Source organism: Streptomyces sp. NPDC102467 (assembly GCF_044765445.1).
GTDB lineage: Bacteria > Actinomycetota > Actinomycetes > Streptomycetales > Streptomycetaceae > Streptomyces.
In genome coordinates, this window is sequence record NZ_JBIWKA010000007.1 from 455,859 (window position 1) to 472,175 (window position 16,317).

A 16,317-nucleotide genomic window follows, 5' to 3' on the forward strand; every position below is an offset into this window, starting at 1 on the left:
CTGGCTTCTGCGTACCGGCCGGTGCACGTGTCTTTACCCTTCATCGCCGCCGGTGTAACTGTGTTACAGGCGCCACGCGAACGACCCCCGACACGTCACGGACGAAGGGCGGTACGACATGGCACGCGTACGGTACGGAGCGCGCACAGAGGCGGAGATCGCCGCCGCGCGCACCGCGAGCAGCAAGCTTCCCGACATCTGGTCCACCGGCGTGGTCGCCGTGTGGGAGTCCGACCCGGACACGGTCGCGGCGGTGCTGCCACCGCCGCTCAAGCCCGCCGCGCGGCCCCTGGTCCGGGTCAACATCAGCAAGGTCGACCTGCCGGGCTATCCGCTGGGCGCCGGTTCGGTCGCGGTCGCCGCCGAGCACGCCGGGGTGGCGGGCTGGTATCCGCTGGTCATGCCGATGACCCACGAGCGGGCCCTGATCGGCGGCCGTGAGGTGTTCGGCGAACCGAAGAAGCTCGGTGACGTCACGGTGGAGCGCGACGGGCTCGTGGTGCGGGCAGCACTGGCCCGGCACGGCATCGAGTTCGTGGAGGTGCGGGGCGCCGTCAGCGAGACCCTGCCCCTGCCGGAGCCGTCGCGGAAGACGGACTTCTACTTCAAGTTCCTTCCTGCGGTGGACGGTTCGGGGTTCGACGCCGATCCGGTCCTCGTGCACTGCGTACGCAACGAGAAGGTCAGGAAGCTGGAGCGGATCACCGGGGACATCGTGCTCCGCGAGTCCATGTACGACCCCGTCGCCGACCTTCCCGTCCGCACCCTCGTGGAGATCACCATCGGTGAGAAGACCACCGACCAGAAGGGCAGGGTCGTCGAGCGCGTCAGCGGCCAGGCCCTGCTGCCCTACATCCACCAGCGCTACGACGACCCGCAGCAGATCCTCGACGGCCCGCCCGAGGGGAGCGCCTGATGCGGCCGGAGGCGGGGCAGGTCGCCGTCGTCACGGGCGCGGCGAGCGGGATCGGGCTCGCCATGGCGCGGCGGTTCGCGGCGGACGGCCTGAAGGTCGTGCTCGCCGACGTGGAGAAGAGCGCCCTTCAGAGCGCGGCCGACGGCCTGCGGGCGAGCGGGGCGACGGTGCACGCGCGCGTGGTCGACGTCGGTGAGCGCGAGCAGGTCATGGCGCTGGCCGAGGACACGTACGCGACGTTCGGTGCCTGCCATGTGCTGTGCAACAACGCGGGCGTCGGCTCGGGCGCGGAGGGCCGCATGTGGAGCCACGAACCCAACGACTGGAAGTGGGCGTTCGCCGTCAACGTGTGGGGCGTCTTCCACGGCATCCAGGCGTTCGTGCCGCGCATGATCGCGAGCGGTGAGCCCGGACACGTCGTCAACACGTCCTCCGGGGACGGCGGCATCGCGCCGCTGCCGACCGCGTCCGTGTACGCCGTCACGAAGGCGGCCGTCGTGACGATGACCGAGTCGCTGTACGCGCACCTGAAGGCGGAGCACGCGCGCGTGGGCGCGTCCGTACTTTTCCCCGGCCCCCACATGTTGCGCACGGGCCTGTGGGAATCGCACCGCAACCGGCCCGACCAGTACGCGAAGGAGCGTCCCCGCAAGACGCCCTACCGCAGCCTCGACCAGTGGGAGGCCGCCATGAAGGAGGCCGGTCACGAGGTCGCCTTCACGCCCGTGGAGGAGGTGGCGGACCTCGTCGTGGAGGGCATCGCGGCGGACCGGTTCTGGCTGCTTCCCGAGAGCGAGCACAGCGACCGGCAGATCCGGGCCAGGTCGCAGTCGATGCTGGACCGGGCGAACCCGGCGTACCTGGAGAGCTTCATTCTCGACTGACTCCTCCGAGGAGGGACGCACGATGAGCGACCGGGACCCGTACCTGATCATCTCCTCCGACTGCCACGCCGGACTGCCCACCGAGGAGTACCGGCCCTACCTGGACAGCCGTTTCCACCGCGCCTTCGACGATTTCCTCGGCGAGCGGGACGCCCGCCGCGAGGAGGCGACCCGCCTCGGCATCCGCAACGACGCGTTCGCCGAGAAATGGTTCACCGACAACGAGGAGGGCCTGCGCGGCGGCTGGGACGCGGCACAGCGCCTCAAGGAGCTCGACGGTGACGGAGTGGCCGCCGAGGTGGTCTTCCCCGACGCGGACGCCGTCGACAGCCGGACGGCGGCACCCTTCGGCGTGGGGCTCGGCCTCTCCGGCGACCAGGACCCCGAACTCGGCATGGCCGGCGCGCAGGCCCACAACCGCTGGCTCGCCGATTTCGTCGCGCAGCACCCCGAACGGCACTGTGGTGTCGCCCTGTTGCCCATCACGGCAGCCGTCGACAACGTGCGCAAGGTCGTCGCCGAGGTGCAGCGCGCCAAGGAGTCGGGACTCGGCGCGCTGATGATCCCCTCCATGTGGGTCGACAAGGACCCCTACCACGCGCGCGTCTACGACCCCGTGTGGGCGGCGGCGGCCGAGTGCGGGATGCCGGTCGTGACGCATTCGGGTGCGGCGCCGCGCCACGAGTACGGCGACCATCTCGGCATCTACGTAAGCGAAGTGACGTGGTGGCCCGCGCGCCCCCTCTGGTTCCTGCTGTGGTCCGGTGTCTTCGAGCGGCACCCGGGGCTGAAGTTCGGCATCGCCGAGTCGGGCTGCTGGTGGCTGCCCAACCTGCTGTGGTTCATGGACCGCCTCTACCTGGGCGCCCATGGGGGCAAGAAGCTCTCCCCGTTCGCCGAGCTGAAGCGCTCGCCGCACGAGTACCTGGACCGGCAGGTCTTCATCTGCGCCACCAACACCAAGCGCCGCGAACTGGCGCAGCGCTACGAGATCGGCGTCGACAACATCCTGTGGGGCAGCGACTTCCCGCACCCCGAGGGGACCTGGCCGGACACGCGCGCGTGGCTGAGGAAGACCTTTCACGACATCCCGGTCGCGGAGACGCGGCGCATGCTGGGCCTGGCCGCGGCCGAGGTGTTCGGCTTCGACACCGACAGGCTGGCACCGCTCGCGGCCCGTATCGGACCGACCCCGGCCGACCTCGGCCAGGACGCCGACCAGAGCGCCGTCGAGGCGTCCTGGGCCCGCTCGCGCGACGTGGGCAGGCACTGGCTGACCGACCACGACTTCCCGACCCTCGGGGTGACCTCATGACCGCACCGACCTCGTCCGATGACCGCTACACGGTGATCTCGGCGGACTGCCACGCGGGCGCCGATCTCCTCGACTACAAGCCGTACTTGGAGCGCGCGCACCACGACGCCTTCGACGCGTGGGCGGCCACCTACGTCAACCCGTACGAGGACCTGCTCGCCGACACCGCCGACCGCAACTGGAACTCCGAGCGCCGCACCGAGGAGCTGGAGCGCGACGGCGTCGTCGCCGAGGTCGTCTTCCCGAACACCATCCCGCCGTTCTTCCCGTCCGCGTCCCTGATGGCGCCCGCGCCCTCGCGCGCCGAGTTCGAGCAGCGCTGGGCGGGTCTGCGTGCCCACAATCGGTGGCTCGCGGACTTCTGCGCTGCCGCCCCGGGCCGCAGAGCGGGCGTCTTCCAGATCCTCCTCAACGACGTCGACGAGGCCGTGAAGGAGATCCGCCGCTGTGCGGACGCGGGCCTGAAGGGCGGCCTGTTGCTGCCCGGTACGCCGCCGGGCTCGGGCCTCGCCGAGCTGTACTCGGCGACGTACGACCCGATCTGGCGGACCTGCGCCGAACTCGGTGTCCCGGTCAACCACCACGCCGGTTCGGCGTCGCCGCCGCTCGGCGAGGAGCCGGCCGCGCGCGCCGTCTTCATGGTGGAGACGACCTGGTTCTCGCACCGGGCCCTGTGGCACCTGATCTTCGGCGGCGCTTTCCGTAAGCACCCGGAGCTGCGGCTCGTCCTCACCGAACAGGGCTCGGGGTGGATCCCCGGTGTGCTCGACATGCTGGACTACTACCACGGGCGTCTCGTCGCGGCGGCCACGAAGGCGAACACCGCGGAGTCCAAGTTCGGCGCCGGGCTCGCCGATTCGATGGGCAAGGGTCCCTCTACGGTATGGCGGGAGAACTGCTACGTAGGCGCCAGTTTCATGCGCCCCCATGAAGTGCCGCTACGGGACCGCATCGGCCTCGACAAGATCATGTGGGGCAGTGACTACCCGCACGACGAAGGCACGTACCCCTACACGCGTGAAGGACTGCGGATCTCCTACGCGGGCCTGTCCCGCGAGGAGATCGCCGCGATGGTCGGCGGCAACGCCGCCCGCGTCTACGGCTTCGACCTGGCCCTCCTGGATCCGATCGCCGCCCGCGTGGGGCCCACGGTCGCCGAGATCGACGAGCCCCTCCAGGAGCCGCCGGCCGACGCGACGAGCCCGGTGTTCGCGAAGGGAGGGTCGGTCCGCGTGTGGTGAGCGGTGACGAGCCCCGGCGGAAGCCCGCTGCGTGCCCGTAGTGCACGCCCGTAGTGCGTACCGGCGGTAATACTTGTCGGTAACAACCCCTAGCCGGGGCCCGTCACCTGCCCTTACGGTGCACGCATGTCGTCGCCGAACCTGCCCGATGTCGTGTTGTGGTCGATACCCGCCTTCGTGCTGCTCACCGTGGTCGAGATCGTGAGCGTGCGCATCCATCCGGACGAGGACGCCGCCGGGTACGAGACCAAGGACGCGGCGACCAGCATCACCATGGGCCTGGGAAGCCTCGTCTTCGACTTCCTGTGGAAGATCCCCATCCTCGCCGTCTACACGGCGGTCTACGAACTGACGCCGCTGCGCGTGCCCGTGCTCTGGTGGACGGTGCCGCTCATGCTGCTCGGCCAGGACTTCTTCTACTACTGGTCGCACCGCGGGCACCACGTCATCCGCATCCTGTGGGCGTGCCACGTGGTGCACCACTCCAGCCGCAAGTTCAACCTGTCGACCGCGCTGCGCCAGCCCTGGACGAGCCTCACCGTATGGCCGTTCTACCTGCCTCTCATCGCGATCGGGGTACACCCGGCGGCGCTCGCGTTCTGCTCCTCGGCCAACCTCGTCTACCAGTTCTGGATCCACACCGAACGCATCGACAAGATGTGGCGCCCCTTCGAGTTCGTCTTCAACACGCCCTCCCACCACCGCGTGCACCACGCGTCCCAAGGCGGCTACCTGGACCGAAACTTCGGCGGCATCCTCATCGTCTGGGACCGTCTCTTCGGGTCCTGGGTCGCGGAGGGCGACCGCCCGGTGTTCGGGCTCACCAAGAACATCAACTCCTTCAACCCGCTGCGCGTCGCCACCCACGAGTACGCGGCCATCGCGCGGGACCTGAAGGCGGCGGCGAGTTGGCGCGAGCGGGCCGGACGGGTCTTCCGGGGCCCCGGATGGCAGCCGCGGCCCACGAGCGCGCCGCACGCCCCGCGGAAGGTCACCGAGGGCGCCGCGTGACCTTGCCCCGGGCCCTGCGCACCGGATTCCTCGTCGTGTGCGCCGTCGACCTCGGCGCGCTCCTCGCAGGATCGGACGCGACGCACACCGTCGCCAAACCGCTCCTCATGCCCCTCCTCGTGGCGTACGTCGTCGCGCGCGGCGCACCCCGACTGCTGTGCGCCGCCCTGCTGTGGGGATGGGGCGGTGACGTCCTGCTCCTGTTCGACCAGGACGCCGCGTTCCTCGCCGGGATGGGCTGCTTCGCCGCCGGGCACATCTCCTACCTGGTGCTCTTCAAGCGGCAGGGAAGGCCACGCGCGCGGGGCACGCTGCTCGGCGCCGTCTACTGCGTCGCGCTCATTGCGACGGTCGCGGCGCTCTGGCCCGACCTGCCCCCGGACATGCGTGGACCCGTCGCCGGGTACAGCGTGCTGCTCACCGCCATGGCGTACGGCGCCTCCCGGCTCGGCCCGGTGGCCGGCATCGGCGGCGCCCTCTTCCTGCTGTCCGACTCGCTCATCGCCATGGGCGTCGCCGAGTGGCCGGCTCTGCCGCGCCCCGACTTCTGGGTCATGCTCACCTACGTAGCGGCGCAGTACCTGCTGGCCCAGGGGGTGCTCGAGGAGCGGACGGCACCACGGTCGGCGTACCGTGAAAGGCGCGTCGAAACCCGGCGCACCCCTCACTGACCTGCACAAAGGAACACCCCCCATGCGCGCCACCACCATCCACGCCCCGTTCGACATGCGGGTCGAGGACGTCCCCGATCCCGTGGTGGCACTGCCCACCGACGCTGTCGTGCGCGTGCTGCGCGCCTGCATCTGCGGCAGCGACCTGTGGGCCTACCGGGGCGAGGCCGCACGCCGGCCGGGCCAGCGCATCGGGCACGAGTTCCTCGGCATCGTCGAGGCGACCGGTACCGAGGTCTCCACCGTCGGCCGCGGCGACCTGGTGGTCGCACCCTTCATGTGGTCGGACGGCGTCTGCGACTACTGCCGCGAAGGCCTGACCACGTCGTGCGAGCACGGCGGGTTCTGGGGCGCGGTCGGCTACGACGGCGGGCAGGGCGAGGCCGTGCGCGTCCCGTACGCCGACGGCACGCTGGTGCGGCTGCCCGCAGAGGCGGCCTCCGACGACCACCTGCTCTCCGCCCTCCTCACGCTCTCCGACGTCATGGGCACCGGTCACCACGCGGCCCTCGGCGCGGGCGTGCGCAAGGGCGCCACGGTCGCCGTCGTGGGCGACGGCGCGGTGGGCCTGTGCGGCGTTCTCGCGGCCAAGCGGCTCGGCGCCGAGCGGATCATCGCGCTCGGCCGTCACGAAGTGCGTACGGACATCGCCCGCCGCTTCGGCGCCACCGACGTCGTCGCCGAGCGCGGCGACGCGGCCGTCGAGGCGATCCGCGAACTCACCGGCGGCCAGGGCGCGCACTCCGTGATCGAGGCGGTCGGCACCGAGCAGTCCATGCGGACGGCCGTGAACATCACCCGCGACGGCGGTGCCATCGGCTTCGTGGGCGTCCCGCACGGCAGTGGCACGGGCCTCGACCTGAGTGTCATGTTCGACCGGAACATCGCGCTGCGCGGCGGCGTCGCCCCCGTCCGCACATACATCCCGGAGCTGCTGCCCGACGTGCTCGACGGTACGATCGACCCGTCGCCCGTCTTCGACATGACGGTCGGCATCGAGGGCGTGCCCGACGGCTACAAGGCGATGGACGAGCGCACCGCGCTCAAGGTCATGGTCACCAACTAGCGCACCGAGCCCACTGAGCACACCGAGCGGTACCTACCAGCGGATCGGCAGCGGCAGCGCCGTGAGCACCGCCGACACCGCCACGACGGCGGCCAGCGCCACGACCTCCGCGCGCGCGGGAACGTACGCACTCGTGCGGTCCCGCGCCCCGCGCAGCCGTAGTCGCGCCACCACGGCCAGCGCCGCGACGACGGCCACGAGCAGCACCTTCGCCAGCAGGGTGCGCCCGTAGGCCGTCGACGTCAGTTGGTCGAGGACCGTGCTCGGCGGCATCCGGCGCAGCGCGCTGCACAGCCCCGTCGCGGTGATCGCCGCGAGCAGCACCGCGGCCACGCGCGCGTAGAGCCCGAGCAGCGCCGTGCCCGCCTCCGGGGCGGTCGTCCGCCAGGCACGCAGCATGCGCAGTACGTACAGCAGGCCGCCCACCCACAGTGCGGCGCACGTCAGATGGACGAGGGTGAGCGCCGAGCCGACGAGCGGGGTGTCCTCGGTGTCCGGGTGCGCGCGCAGCGCCTCCGCGACGACCACGGCGGCCAGCGGCAGCAGCGCGGCCGCCGGACGACGGGAGCGCGTGCACAAAGCGGCCACCAGGAAGGCGTTGACCTCCACCAGGGCGAGGGTGCCGTCCCGCGTCCCGTACAGGCCGCCGATGTCCAGGGCGGTGAGGCTGTGCGGGATCAGGTTCCCGGCGGCCACCACGGATGCGAGCCCGAGCGCGGCCGCGAACCCCGCCCACGACGCGTACGCCGACCAGGCCCGCGGCGGCTCCTGCGCGGGAGCGACCCTGCGCGCGAGGAACCCGGCGAACACCTCGCCCGCCTGCACGCACACCGCCGCGAACAGCACCGTACGCAGCAGCGCGATCCCCCCGACGCCGGGCGCGGCCGCCTCGCCCGTGGCATCGAGCGCCGCCCGCGGCCCGAACATCGGGATCAGCGCGGCGGCGGCGACGAGCACGAGCACCGCGACGGCGCGCCCGGCGCCGGGTCTGCGGGCGGGCTCGTCGCCGCCTGCGGGAGCGTCCGACATCTCGGTGGCCGGCGGTATGGAAGTCACGCTCGGATCTTCACCAGTCGGCACAGACCGGGGCAAGTGCGCAGGGACAACTGGAGCAAAGCGATCCGGACACGCACGCTTTTCAACCACGTGGGGCCCAACTCGGTTCGTCCGTGCCCCATCTGCCCGGCGGCCGCGCCCAGTCGGCGGGCCCGCCGACGAAGGACACCGGTGACGGCGCGTACCGCAGCCGGCCCAGCGCGCTGTCGGTCTCCGCCAGCCGGTGCCCCGGATCCGGCGCACCCCCGACTGCTTCCGGACCCTCAGGACCCTCGGGATCCGCCGGACGCGGCGCGTTCAGCAGCCACCCCGCCGTCTGCGTGAGCGCACAGCGCAGCACCCGAGAACCGCCGTCCCGCGCCTGGTCGGTGAGCGCGCGCAGGACTCCCGCCGCGAGCAGGTAACCCGTGCCGTGGTCGAGCGCCTGCGCGGGCAGGGCGCCCGGCTCCGCAGGGGAGCCCTCGACCGCCGCGATGCCGGTCGCCACCTGGACGAGGCTGTCGAAGCCGCGCCGCCCACCCCAGGGCCCGTACGCGCCCCACGCGGACAGCGACGCCACGACGAGTCCGGGACGCCGTTCGACGAGCGCCTCCGGAGTCAGCCCGAACCGGTCGAGCGCGCCCGGCCGGTAGCCCGTGACCACCACGTCGGCGCCGGTCAGCAACTCCTCGAAGGCCCGCCGGTCCGCGCTGTCCGCCAGGTCGAGCCGCGTCGAGCGCTTCCCGAACCCGGTGTCGGCGTGCGCGTCCGGATCCTCCGGCAACCGCGGCGTGTCCACCCGCAGCACGTCCGCGCCGAGCAGGGCGAGCGTGCGGGTGGCGACCGGGCCCGCGATGACCCGGGTGAGATCGAGAACGCGCGGCGCGCTGGCACCCCGCGCGGCACGCGGCGCGGCCTCGTCCAGCCGGTCCCGCGTCAGCAGCGGACGGGCCGCCACCGCGACGCCCTGCGGATGCGCCGCCCACTGCTCGGGCGTGCGCAGCGCGACGGCCAGGCCCCCGGCCGCGTACACCGTCTCCTCGACCTCGTACGCCGACCGCCCGGCGAGCAGGGCCGCCACCTCCTCCACCGTCGCGTCCGCGCCGACGCCGAGCGCCGCGCACAGCCGCGCCCGGTGGTGCGGATAGTTCGCGTGCGTCCGCAGCCAGCCGTCCGCGGTACGCCAAAAACGCGACAGAGGGGCGAAGTTGACCGGCGCGCGCCCGTCGATGAGCAGCTGCCGCTCGCTGGTGAAAGCGGTCGCGACCGCGCCGTCGTCGACCAGTACGTCGGCCACCGGCCGCCCCGCGCGCGTGGCGGCCAGTTCCGCGCCTGCCAGGGCGCACGCACCCACGCAGGCGCGGGCCGCTGCGATCACGGGCAGGCGCGCGGGCAGCGACCCCGCGCGCGTGCGGTACGAGATGCGGGGCAACAGGGCCGGGTCGCCACCGAGTGCGTCCCAGACAGGTGCGGTGCCGGGTGTGTGCGTCATGCAGGCACTATGCCGGAAGGTCATCACGGTGCAGCGGGGAGGGGCCGTCCGGCCCCTCCCCGCAATCCCGCGACAGGAACCGCTACTTGGTCACGGCGTCCAACGCGTCCGCCGTACCCGCTCCGTAGAAGCTGTTCTTGTTCTTGCCTCCCACACACACCGCGTCGACCGTGCCGTCACCGTCGATGTCGTACGGGTCGGTGCACGGCGTCGCGTCGGCCTCCTTGTAGAGGAGCGCCTTCACCTGCGCCGCCGACGCGTGCAGGTGCGTCGACTTGATGAGGGCGGCGACGCCCGCGACATGCGGCGACGCCATCGACGTACCCGCCTTGTAGCCGTACTTGCCACCCGGCAGCGTCGACAGGATCAGGCCGCTGGTCGCCGGGGGAGCGGGCGTCTGGTAGGCGGTGCTGTCGCCGCCCGGCGCCGTGATGTCGACGACGTTCCTGCCCCAGTTCGAGTACGACGCCTTGATGCCCTTGGCGCCCGTCGCGGAGACGGTGACCACGCCGGGCAGCTGCGACGGTATGTCGAGGCAGTCCTTTGTCTTTACCGTCCGCGGCACCGGAGTCGTGTCGTCGGGCGAGGAGTCGTCGACGATCTCGTCCTGCGCGAGGTCCGTCTCGGCGTTGCCGGCCGCCGCGACGTTCACCGCGCCCTTGCGCTCCGCGTACTGGGAGGCCCGCGTGACCGCCGTGACGAGTGCCTTCTGGTCGGCGTCCGTCTTGCAGTTGAACAGCCAGGGGTCCGTGTAGTAGCTGGAGTTGGTGACATCGACGCCGTGATCGGCCGCCCACACGAAGCCGCAGACCACGGCCTCGGTGTAGTACATGCCGGTGGCCGGCTCGGCCACCTTCAGGCTCGCCACCTTCACGCCGGGCGCGACACCGGTGACGCCGACGCCGTTCTTCGCGGCGGCGATGGTGCCCGCCACGTGCATACCGTGGTCGGACTCGCCGGCCACCGGACGCCACGCGTTGTCCTTCTGTACGGGTACGCCGCCCAGGCAGCTGGCGGATGCGCCCTTGTCGAAGTTCGGCGCGATGTCCGGGTGGGTGTCGTCCACGCCCGAGTCGAGCACGCCGACCGTCACCTTGGAGCTGCCCAGCGACTTCTCGTGGGCCCGGTCCGCCTTGATGGCGGGCAGGTCCCACTGCAGCGGTTCCAGCGGATCCTGCGCCGAAGTGGCCTGCGCGGAGGCCTTCTTGATCTCCGCGGTGGTCAGCACCTGCTCGGTGGCGACGTCGTCGCTGGACTGTGCGGCCAGCGGCGCGGTGCGCGTGGCCCCGGCCGACTGGACGCCCCGCACGGTGCGGATCGTCTTCGCGAAGTCCGGGTTCTTCGAGTGGGCGACGATGACGCCGATCTTGTCGTACGCGATGACGACGGTCCCGCCGGCCTGGCCGATGGCCTTCTTCACTCCGGCCGAACCACCGTGTCCGGCATGGACGTTGACGACATAGCTGAGATCGGGTCCGTCCGTCCCTGCGGCGTCCACGGCGGGCGCCGCGGACGCCGCCGCGTTCGGCAGGAAGGCCAGGGCCGTGACGGCGGCGATACCGAGCGGCACGGACAGGGCGCGGCGTGCGCTCCGGGCCCGCGGGTGAGGCGAAGTCATGGATCTCCCGTTCGTTCAGAAACGTACGTGTGGATACATAAGTCGGCTGCGCCGAGGCTTACTTGACGGCCCTGAGGGCGTCGACGACGCCGTAGCCGTAGAAGCCGTTGCGCTGCTTGCCGCCCTTGCAGGTCGCGTCGACGACGCCGTCCCCGTCACCGTCGTACGAGGCCGGGCAGACCTCCTCGTCCGCCTGGGCCTTCATCAGGGCCTGCAACTGCGCCGGGGACGCCTTCGGGTGCGTCGACTTGAGGAGCGCGGCGACACCGGCCGCGTGCGGCGAGGCCATCGAGGTGCCCTGGAGCCAGCCGTACTCGCCGCCCGGCAGCGTGGAGAGGATGCGGCCGTTCTTCGACGGGGTGTCCGAGGGGATCTGGTACTTGTCGCCGCCCGGCGCCGCGATGTCGATGACACCGTTGCCGTAACTGGAGTAGTACGCCTTGGAGTTGGTGACGCCCGTCGCGCTGACCGTGACGACACCCGGGAGCTGCGTGGGCACGTCGAAGCAGGTGTGCGGGTCGATCGTGCGGTTCACCGCGGTCGAGTCGTCCGGGCTGGAGTCGTCGAGGATCGCGTCCGAGTCGAGGTCGTGGTTGGAGTTGCCCGCCGACGCGAGGTTCAGGGTGCCCTTCTCCGTGGCGTACAGCTGGGCCCGGTTCACCGCGTCGACGATCGCCCGCTGGTCGGGGTCGTCCATGCAGTTGTACATCCACGGGTCCACGTAATAGCTGTTGTTGGTGACCTCGATGCCGTGGTCGGCGGCGAACACGAAGGCGCACACGACGCTCTCCGGGTAGAACAGCTCGCTGACCGGGTCGGCCACCTTGATGCCCGCGACCTTCACGCCCGGCGCGACGCCCGCGACGCCGACCCCGTTGCGCGCGGCGGCGATCTCACCGGCGACGTGCGTGCCGTGGTAGTGGTCCGGGTTCGCGGGCCGCCAGGCGCCCGGCGAGGTGTCCGCCTTGCCGCCGACGCAGCTCGCCGACTGGGCGGCGGAGAAGTTCGCGGCGAGGTCGGGGTGGGTGTCGTCGACGCCGGTGTCGATGACGCCGACGGTGACCTTCCGGCTGCCCGGGTTGATCTTCGCGGCCTTGTCCGCGCCCATCGCCCGCAGGTCCCACTGGTCTGCCTCGAGCGGCTCCTGCGCCGAAGTGGCCTTCTTCGCCAGGGCGTTGGCATCGGCCTTGGACAGTTTCTGTACGGCGCCCTCGTCGGTCGTGCCGGCGAGGCTGAGCGGCGCGGTGCGGGTCGCGCCCGCCGATGCCACGCCCCGCGCGGCGCGCATCTGCTTGCCGAAGTCGGGGTTCGAGGAGTGGACGACGATGACGCCGATCTTCCCGTACCCCTCGACTATGGAGCCGCCGGCCGCGGATATCGCCTTGCGCACCGAGGCGAGCGTGCGGCCGTCGGTGCCGCGTGTGTTCACCACGTAGGTGAGCGACGCCCCTGAATCCGCGGTGTCCGATGAACTGGCGCTCACCGCGGGGGAGTCGGCGGGCACGGCGGCCGCGGACGGCAGGAAGCCGAAGGAGGCCGTCAGTGCGACGCCGATCGGCAGGGCGAGGGCCAGGCGGCGTCTGGCAGGCAGATGAGCCATGGGATCTCCACATCATCCGTCGTATTCGGTGAATACGGAAAAGCCCGAACACAAGTGGTGCTCGGGCAGGTACATGACGCGTGGTGCGGTGTGAACGTATCTCTAGTCGCCGCAGGTCATCAACGAGTTCCGAAAGAAATCAGGGGAGTTGAACCACGGCGCGCGGGTCCCCGTGCCGTTGTGCAAGGGGCACGCGCACGCTTCCGCCCCCTGTTGGATCACGCCGGGGAGCCCTACGATCGCGACCCGGCTCACGTGATCCACATCACTGTGAGATACACCCGTCCCCGACAGCACCCGCATCACGAGGAGACTCCGTGGCCACCGACGCACCACCACCCCAGAAGGGCAGCCCCGACTCCGCTCCGGCGCTGCCCTCCACCGAGGAGTTCGTCGAGGTGCAGCAGAGCGCGGAGTTCGGTGAACTGCGCCAGGCGCACCGCTCGTTCGCCTTCCCGATCACCATCGCGTTCATCGCCTGGTACCTGGTCTACGTCCTGCTCTCCAACTACGCGGGCGACTTCATGGGCACCAAGCTCTTCGGCAACATCAACGTCGCCCTGGTGCTCGGCCTCGCCCAGTTCCTCACCACGTTCCTCATCGCCTGGTGGTACGCGCGGTACTCCGCCGCGAAGCTCGACCCCAAGGCCGAGGCCATCAAGACCCGTATGGAGGGCGGCGCATGAGCCCCGCACAGCACGTACTCGCCGCCGGAGAAGCCGGCGAGCACCGCCCACTGATCATCAGCCTGTTCGCGGTGTTCGTCCTCGCGACCCTCGTCATCACCGTATGGGCGGGCCGGCAGACCAAGAGCGCGTCCGACTTCTACGCGGGCGGCCGCCAGTTCACCGCCTTCCAGAACGGCCTCGCGGTCTCCGGCGACTACATGTCCGCCGCGTCGTTCCTCGGTATCGCCGGCGCCATCGCCCTCTTCGGCTACGACGGCTTCCTCTACTCCATCGGCTTCCTGGTCGCCTGGCTGGTGGCGCTCCTCCTGGTCGCCGAACCGCTGCGCAACTCCGGCCGCTACACGATGGGCGACGTGCTCGCCTATCGCATGCGCCAGCGCCCCGTCCGCACGGCAGCGGGCACCTCCACGATCGTCGTCTCGATCTTCTACCTGCTCGCGCAGATGGCGGGCGCGGGCGTCCTCGTCTCGCTGCTGCTCGGCATCACGTCGGACGCGGGCAAGATCGGCATCGTCGCGCTCGTCGGCGTCCTGATGATCGTGTACGTCACCATCGGCGGCATGAAGGGCACCACCTGGGTGCAGATGGTCAAGGCCGTGCTCCTGATCGCGGGCACGATCCTGCTCACCTTCCTGGTGCTGCTGAAGTTCGACTTCAACATCTCGGACCTGCTGGGCACCGCCGCCGACAACAGCGGCAAGGGCTCGGCGTTCCTTGAGCCCGGCCTCAAGTACGGCGCCACGGCCACCTCGAAGATCGACTTCCTCTCGCTCGGCATCGCCCTCGTGCTCGGCACCGCAGGCCTGCCGCACATCCTGATCCGCTTCTACACGGTGCCGACCGCCAAGGCCGCCCGTAAGTCGGTCAACTGGGCCATCGGCATCATCGGCGCCTTCTACCTGATGACGATCGCGCTCGGCTTCGGCGCCGCCGCCCTGATCAAGCCGGCCGAGATCATCGCCTCGAACCCGGCAGGCAACACGGCGGCCCCGCTGCTCGCCCTCCATCTGGGCGGCGTGGACTCCACGTGGGGCGCGGTCCTGCTGGCGTCCATCTCCGCGGTCGCGTTCGCCACGATCCTCGCGGTCGTCGCGGGCCTCACCCTCGCCTCGTCGTCCTCGTTCGCACACGACATCTACGCGAACGTCATCAAGCGGGGCAAGGCGACCGAGAAGCAGGAGATGCGGGCCGCCCGCTGGGCGACCGTCTTCATCGGCATCGTCTCGATCGCCCTGGGCGCCCTCGCCCGCGACCTCAACGTGGCGGGCCTGGTCGCCCTCGCGTTCGCCGTCGCCGCGTCCGCGAACCTGCCGACGATCCTCTACAGCCTCTTCTGGAAGCGGTTCAACACCAACGGGGCGCTGTGGTCGATCTACGGTGGCCTGTTCACCGCCGTCTTCCTGGTCCTCTTCTCGCCCGTTGTCTCCGGCAACCCGAAGACGTCCATGTTCAAGGGCGTCGACTTCCACTGGTTCCCGCTGGAGAACCCGGGCATCATCTCGATCCCGGTCGGCTTCCTGCTGGGCATCCTCGGCACCTACCTGGCCAAGGAGAAGGCCGACAAGGGCAAGTACGCCGAACTGGAGGTCCGTTCGCTCACCGGCACCGGAGCCCACTGATCCGAGCCCTGTCCGCGCCCCCGTTCGCAGAGCGCTCGTAGCTCTCTACGAACGGGGGCGCGGCATGCTCGTGGGATCACAGGCCTCCCCCTGTCGGACCCGTCACGTAGGCTCGGAGGACAGAAGACAGCCCACGTTCCAGGGAGGGGGCCCACGTGCTCATCGACACCTATGGCCGAGTCGCCACCGACCTGCGGGTTTCACTGACCGACCGGTGCAATCTGCGGTGCACGTACTGCATGCCCGAAGAGGGCCTTCAGTGGCTGGCCAAGCCGGACCTGCTCACCGACGACGAGATCGTCCGCCTCGTCCGCATCGCCGTCACCCACCTCGGGATCACCGAGGTCCGCTTCACCGGCGGCGAGCCCCTGCTCCGCCCCGGCCTCGTCGGCATCGTCGAGCGGGTCGCCGCGCTGACCCCCCGCCCCAGGATGTCCCTGACGACGAACGGGATCGGGCTCAAGCGCACCGCGGCCGCCCTGCAGCAGGCGGGCCTGGACCGGGTCAATGTCTCGCTGGACACGCTGCGCCCCGACGTCTTCAAGACCCTGACCCGTCGTGACCGCCACAAGGACGTCATCGAGGGCCTCGCCGCCGCGCACGACGCGGGACTGACCCCTGTGAAGATCAACACGGTCCTGATGCCGGGGTTGAACGAGGACGAGGCCCCCGAGCTCCTCGCCTGGGCGGTCGAGCACGGCTACGAGCTGCGCTTCATCGAGCAGATGCCGCTGGACGCCCAGCACGGCTGGAAGCGCGACGGCATGATCACCGCGGGCGACATCCTCGCCTCTCTCCGTACGCGCTTCGAGCTCACCGATGAGGGTTCCGAGGAGCGGGGTTCCGCCCCGGCCGAGCGCTGGGTCGTCGACGGCGGACCGCACCGCGTCGGCGTCATCGCCTCGGTGACCCGCCCGTTCTGCTCGGCCTGCGACCGCACCCGGCTGACCGCCGACGGCCAGGTCCGCACGTGCCTGTTCGCCACCGAGGAGACGGACCTGCGGGCAGCGCTCAGGGCCGAGGGCCCCGAGGGCAGCGACGAGAACATCGCCCGTATGTGGAAGCTCGCGATGTGGGGCAAGAAGGCGGGCTCGGGCCTCGACGACCCGACGTTCCTGCAGCCCGACCGCCCCATGTCGGCGATCGGCGGCTGACGCCTG

14 protein-coding genes are annotated in these 16,317 nt (G+C 70.9%); 10 read left to right on the forward strand and 4 right to left on the reverse strand.

The genetic code is table 11. The features are described from left to right. Positions 1–118: 118 nt before the first annotated feature. The 7 genes from ACIREE_RS17465 (at position 119) to ACIREE_RS17495 (ending at position 7,104) form a co-directional block, all read left to right on the forward strand. On the forward strand, positions 119–916 hold the full coding sequence (locus ACIREE_RS17465) for an acetoacetate decarboxylase family protein (RefSeq protein ID WP_404152211.1): 798 nt from the start codon (positions 119–121) through the stop codon (positions 914–916). Then, positions 916–1,800, forward strand: coding sequence for an SDR family NAD(P)-dependent oxidoreductase (locus ACIREE_RS17470; protein ID WP_404152214.1), 885 nt, complete (start codon positions 916–918; stop codon positions 1,798–1,800). Before ACIREE_RS17465 ends, ACIREE_RS17470 begins: the two co-directional genes overlap by 1 nt. A gap of 22 nt (positions 1,801–1,822) precedes the next feature. Then, positions 1,823–3,115 carry an amidohydrolase family protein gene (locus ACIREE_RS17475; RefSeq protein WP_404152217.1) on the forward strand — a complete coding sequence of 431 codons (1,293 nt, stop codon included), beginning with the start codon at positions 1,823–1,825 and terminating at the stop codon, positions 3,113–3,115. Next, complete coding sequence (locus tag ACIREE_RS17480) at positions 3,112–4,356, forward strand: amidohydrolase family protein (RefSeq protein WP_404152220.1); 1,245 nt, start codon at positions 3,112–3,114, stop codon at positions 4,354–4,356. The genes ACIREE_RS17475 and ACIREE_RS17480 overlap by 4 nt, the downstream gene beginning before the upstream one ends. A gap of 126 nt (positions 4,357–4,482) precedes the next feature. Continuing rightward, a complete protein-coding gene (locus ACIREE_RS17485; RefSeq protein ID WP_404152222.1) occupies positions 4,483–5,367 on the forward strand; it encodes a sterol desaturase family protein in 885 nt (294 codons plus the stop codon). After that, positions 5,364–6,038 carry a lysoplasmalogenase gene (locus ACIREE_RS17490; protein WP_404152225.1) on the forward strand — a complete coding sequence of 225 codons (675 nt, stop codon included), beginning with the start codon at positions 5,364–5,366 and terminating at the stop codon, positions 6,036–6,038. The genes ACIREE_RS17485 and ACIREE_RS17490 overlap by 4 nt, the downstream gene beginning before the upstream one ends. Positions 6,039–6,060: 22 nt before the next feature. Then, on the forward strand, positions 6,061–7,104 hold the full coding sequence (locus tag ACIREE_RS17495) for a zinc-dependent alcohol dehydrogenase family protein (protein WP_404152228.1): 1,044 nt from the start codon (positions 6,061–6,063) through the stop codon (positions 7,102–7,104). Positions 7,105–7,137: 33 nt separating this feature from the next. Here ACIREE_RS17495 and ACIREE_RS17500 read toward each other — a convergent pair whose 3' ends face one another. The 4 genes from ACIREE_RS17500 to ACIREE_RS17515 form a co-directional block, all read right to left on the reverse strand. Beyond that, complete coding sequence (locus ACIREE_RS17500; RefSeq protein ID WP_404152344.1) at positions 7,138–8,133, reverse strand: CopD family protein; 996 nt, start codon at positions 8,131–8,133, stop codon at positions 7,138–7,140. A gap of 109 nt (positions 8,134–8,242) precedes the next feature. Then, positions 8,243–9,631: a CoA transferase gene (locus ACIREE_RS17505; RefSeq protein WP_404152230.1), complete on the reverse strand. Its 1,389-nt coding sequence runs from the start codon at positions 9,629–9,631 to the stop codon at positions 8,243–8,245. An 82-nt stretch (positions 9,632–9,713) separates the two neighbouring features. Beyond that, entirely contained in the window at positions 9,714–11,249 is a 1,536-nt protein-coding gene (locus ACIREE_RS17510; RefSeq protein ID WP_404152233.1) for a S8 family peptidase, read from the reverse strand. Positions 11,250–11,307: 58 nt separating this feature from the next. Beyond that, on the reverse strand, positions 11,308–12,849 hold the full coding sequence (locus ACIREE_RS17515; protein ID WP_404152235.1) for a S8 family peptidase: 1,542 nt from the start codon (positions 12,847–12,849) through the stop codon (positions 11,308–11,310). Positions 12,850–13,166: 317 nt separating this feature from the next. On the opposite strand from ACIREE_RS17515, the gene ACIREE_RS17520 reads away from it, so the two are divergent. The 3 genes from ACIREE_RS17520 (at position 13,167) to moaA (ending at position 16,311) form a co-directional block, all read left to right on the forward strand. Beyond that, on the forward strand, positions 13,167–13,535 hold the full coding sequence (locus ACIREE_RS17520; RefSeq protein WP_404152238.1) for a DUF485 domain-containing protein: 369 nt from the start codon (positions 13,167–13,169) through the stop codon (positions 13,533–13,535). Next, on the forward strand, positions 13,532–15,157 hold the full coding sequence (locus ACIREE_RS17525) for a cation acetate symporter (RefSeq protein WP_404152241.1): 1,626 nt from the start codon (positions 13,532–13,534) through the stop codon (positions 15,155–15,157). Before ACIREE_RS17520 ends, ACIREE_RS17525 begins: the two co-directional genes overlap by 4 nt. A gap of 155 nt (positions 15,158–15,312) precedes the next feature. Then, positions 15,313–16,311 (forward strand): GTP 3',8-cyclase MoaA, encoded by a 999-nt coding sequence (moaA, locus tag ACIREE_RS17530; RefSeq protein ID WP_404152243.1) that lies wholly within the window; start codon positions 15,313–15,315, stop codon positions 16,309–16,311. Positions 16,312–16,317 lie beyond the last annotated feature (6 nt).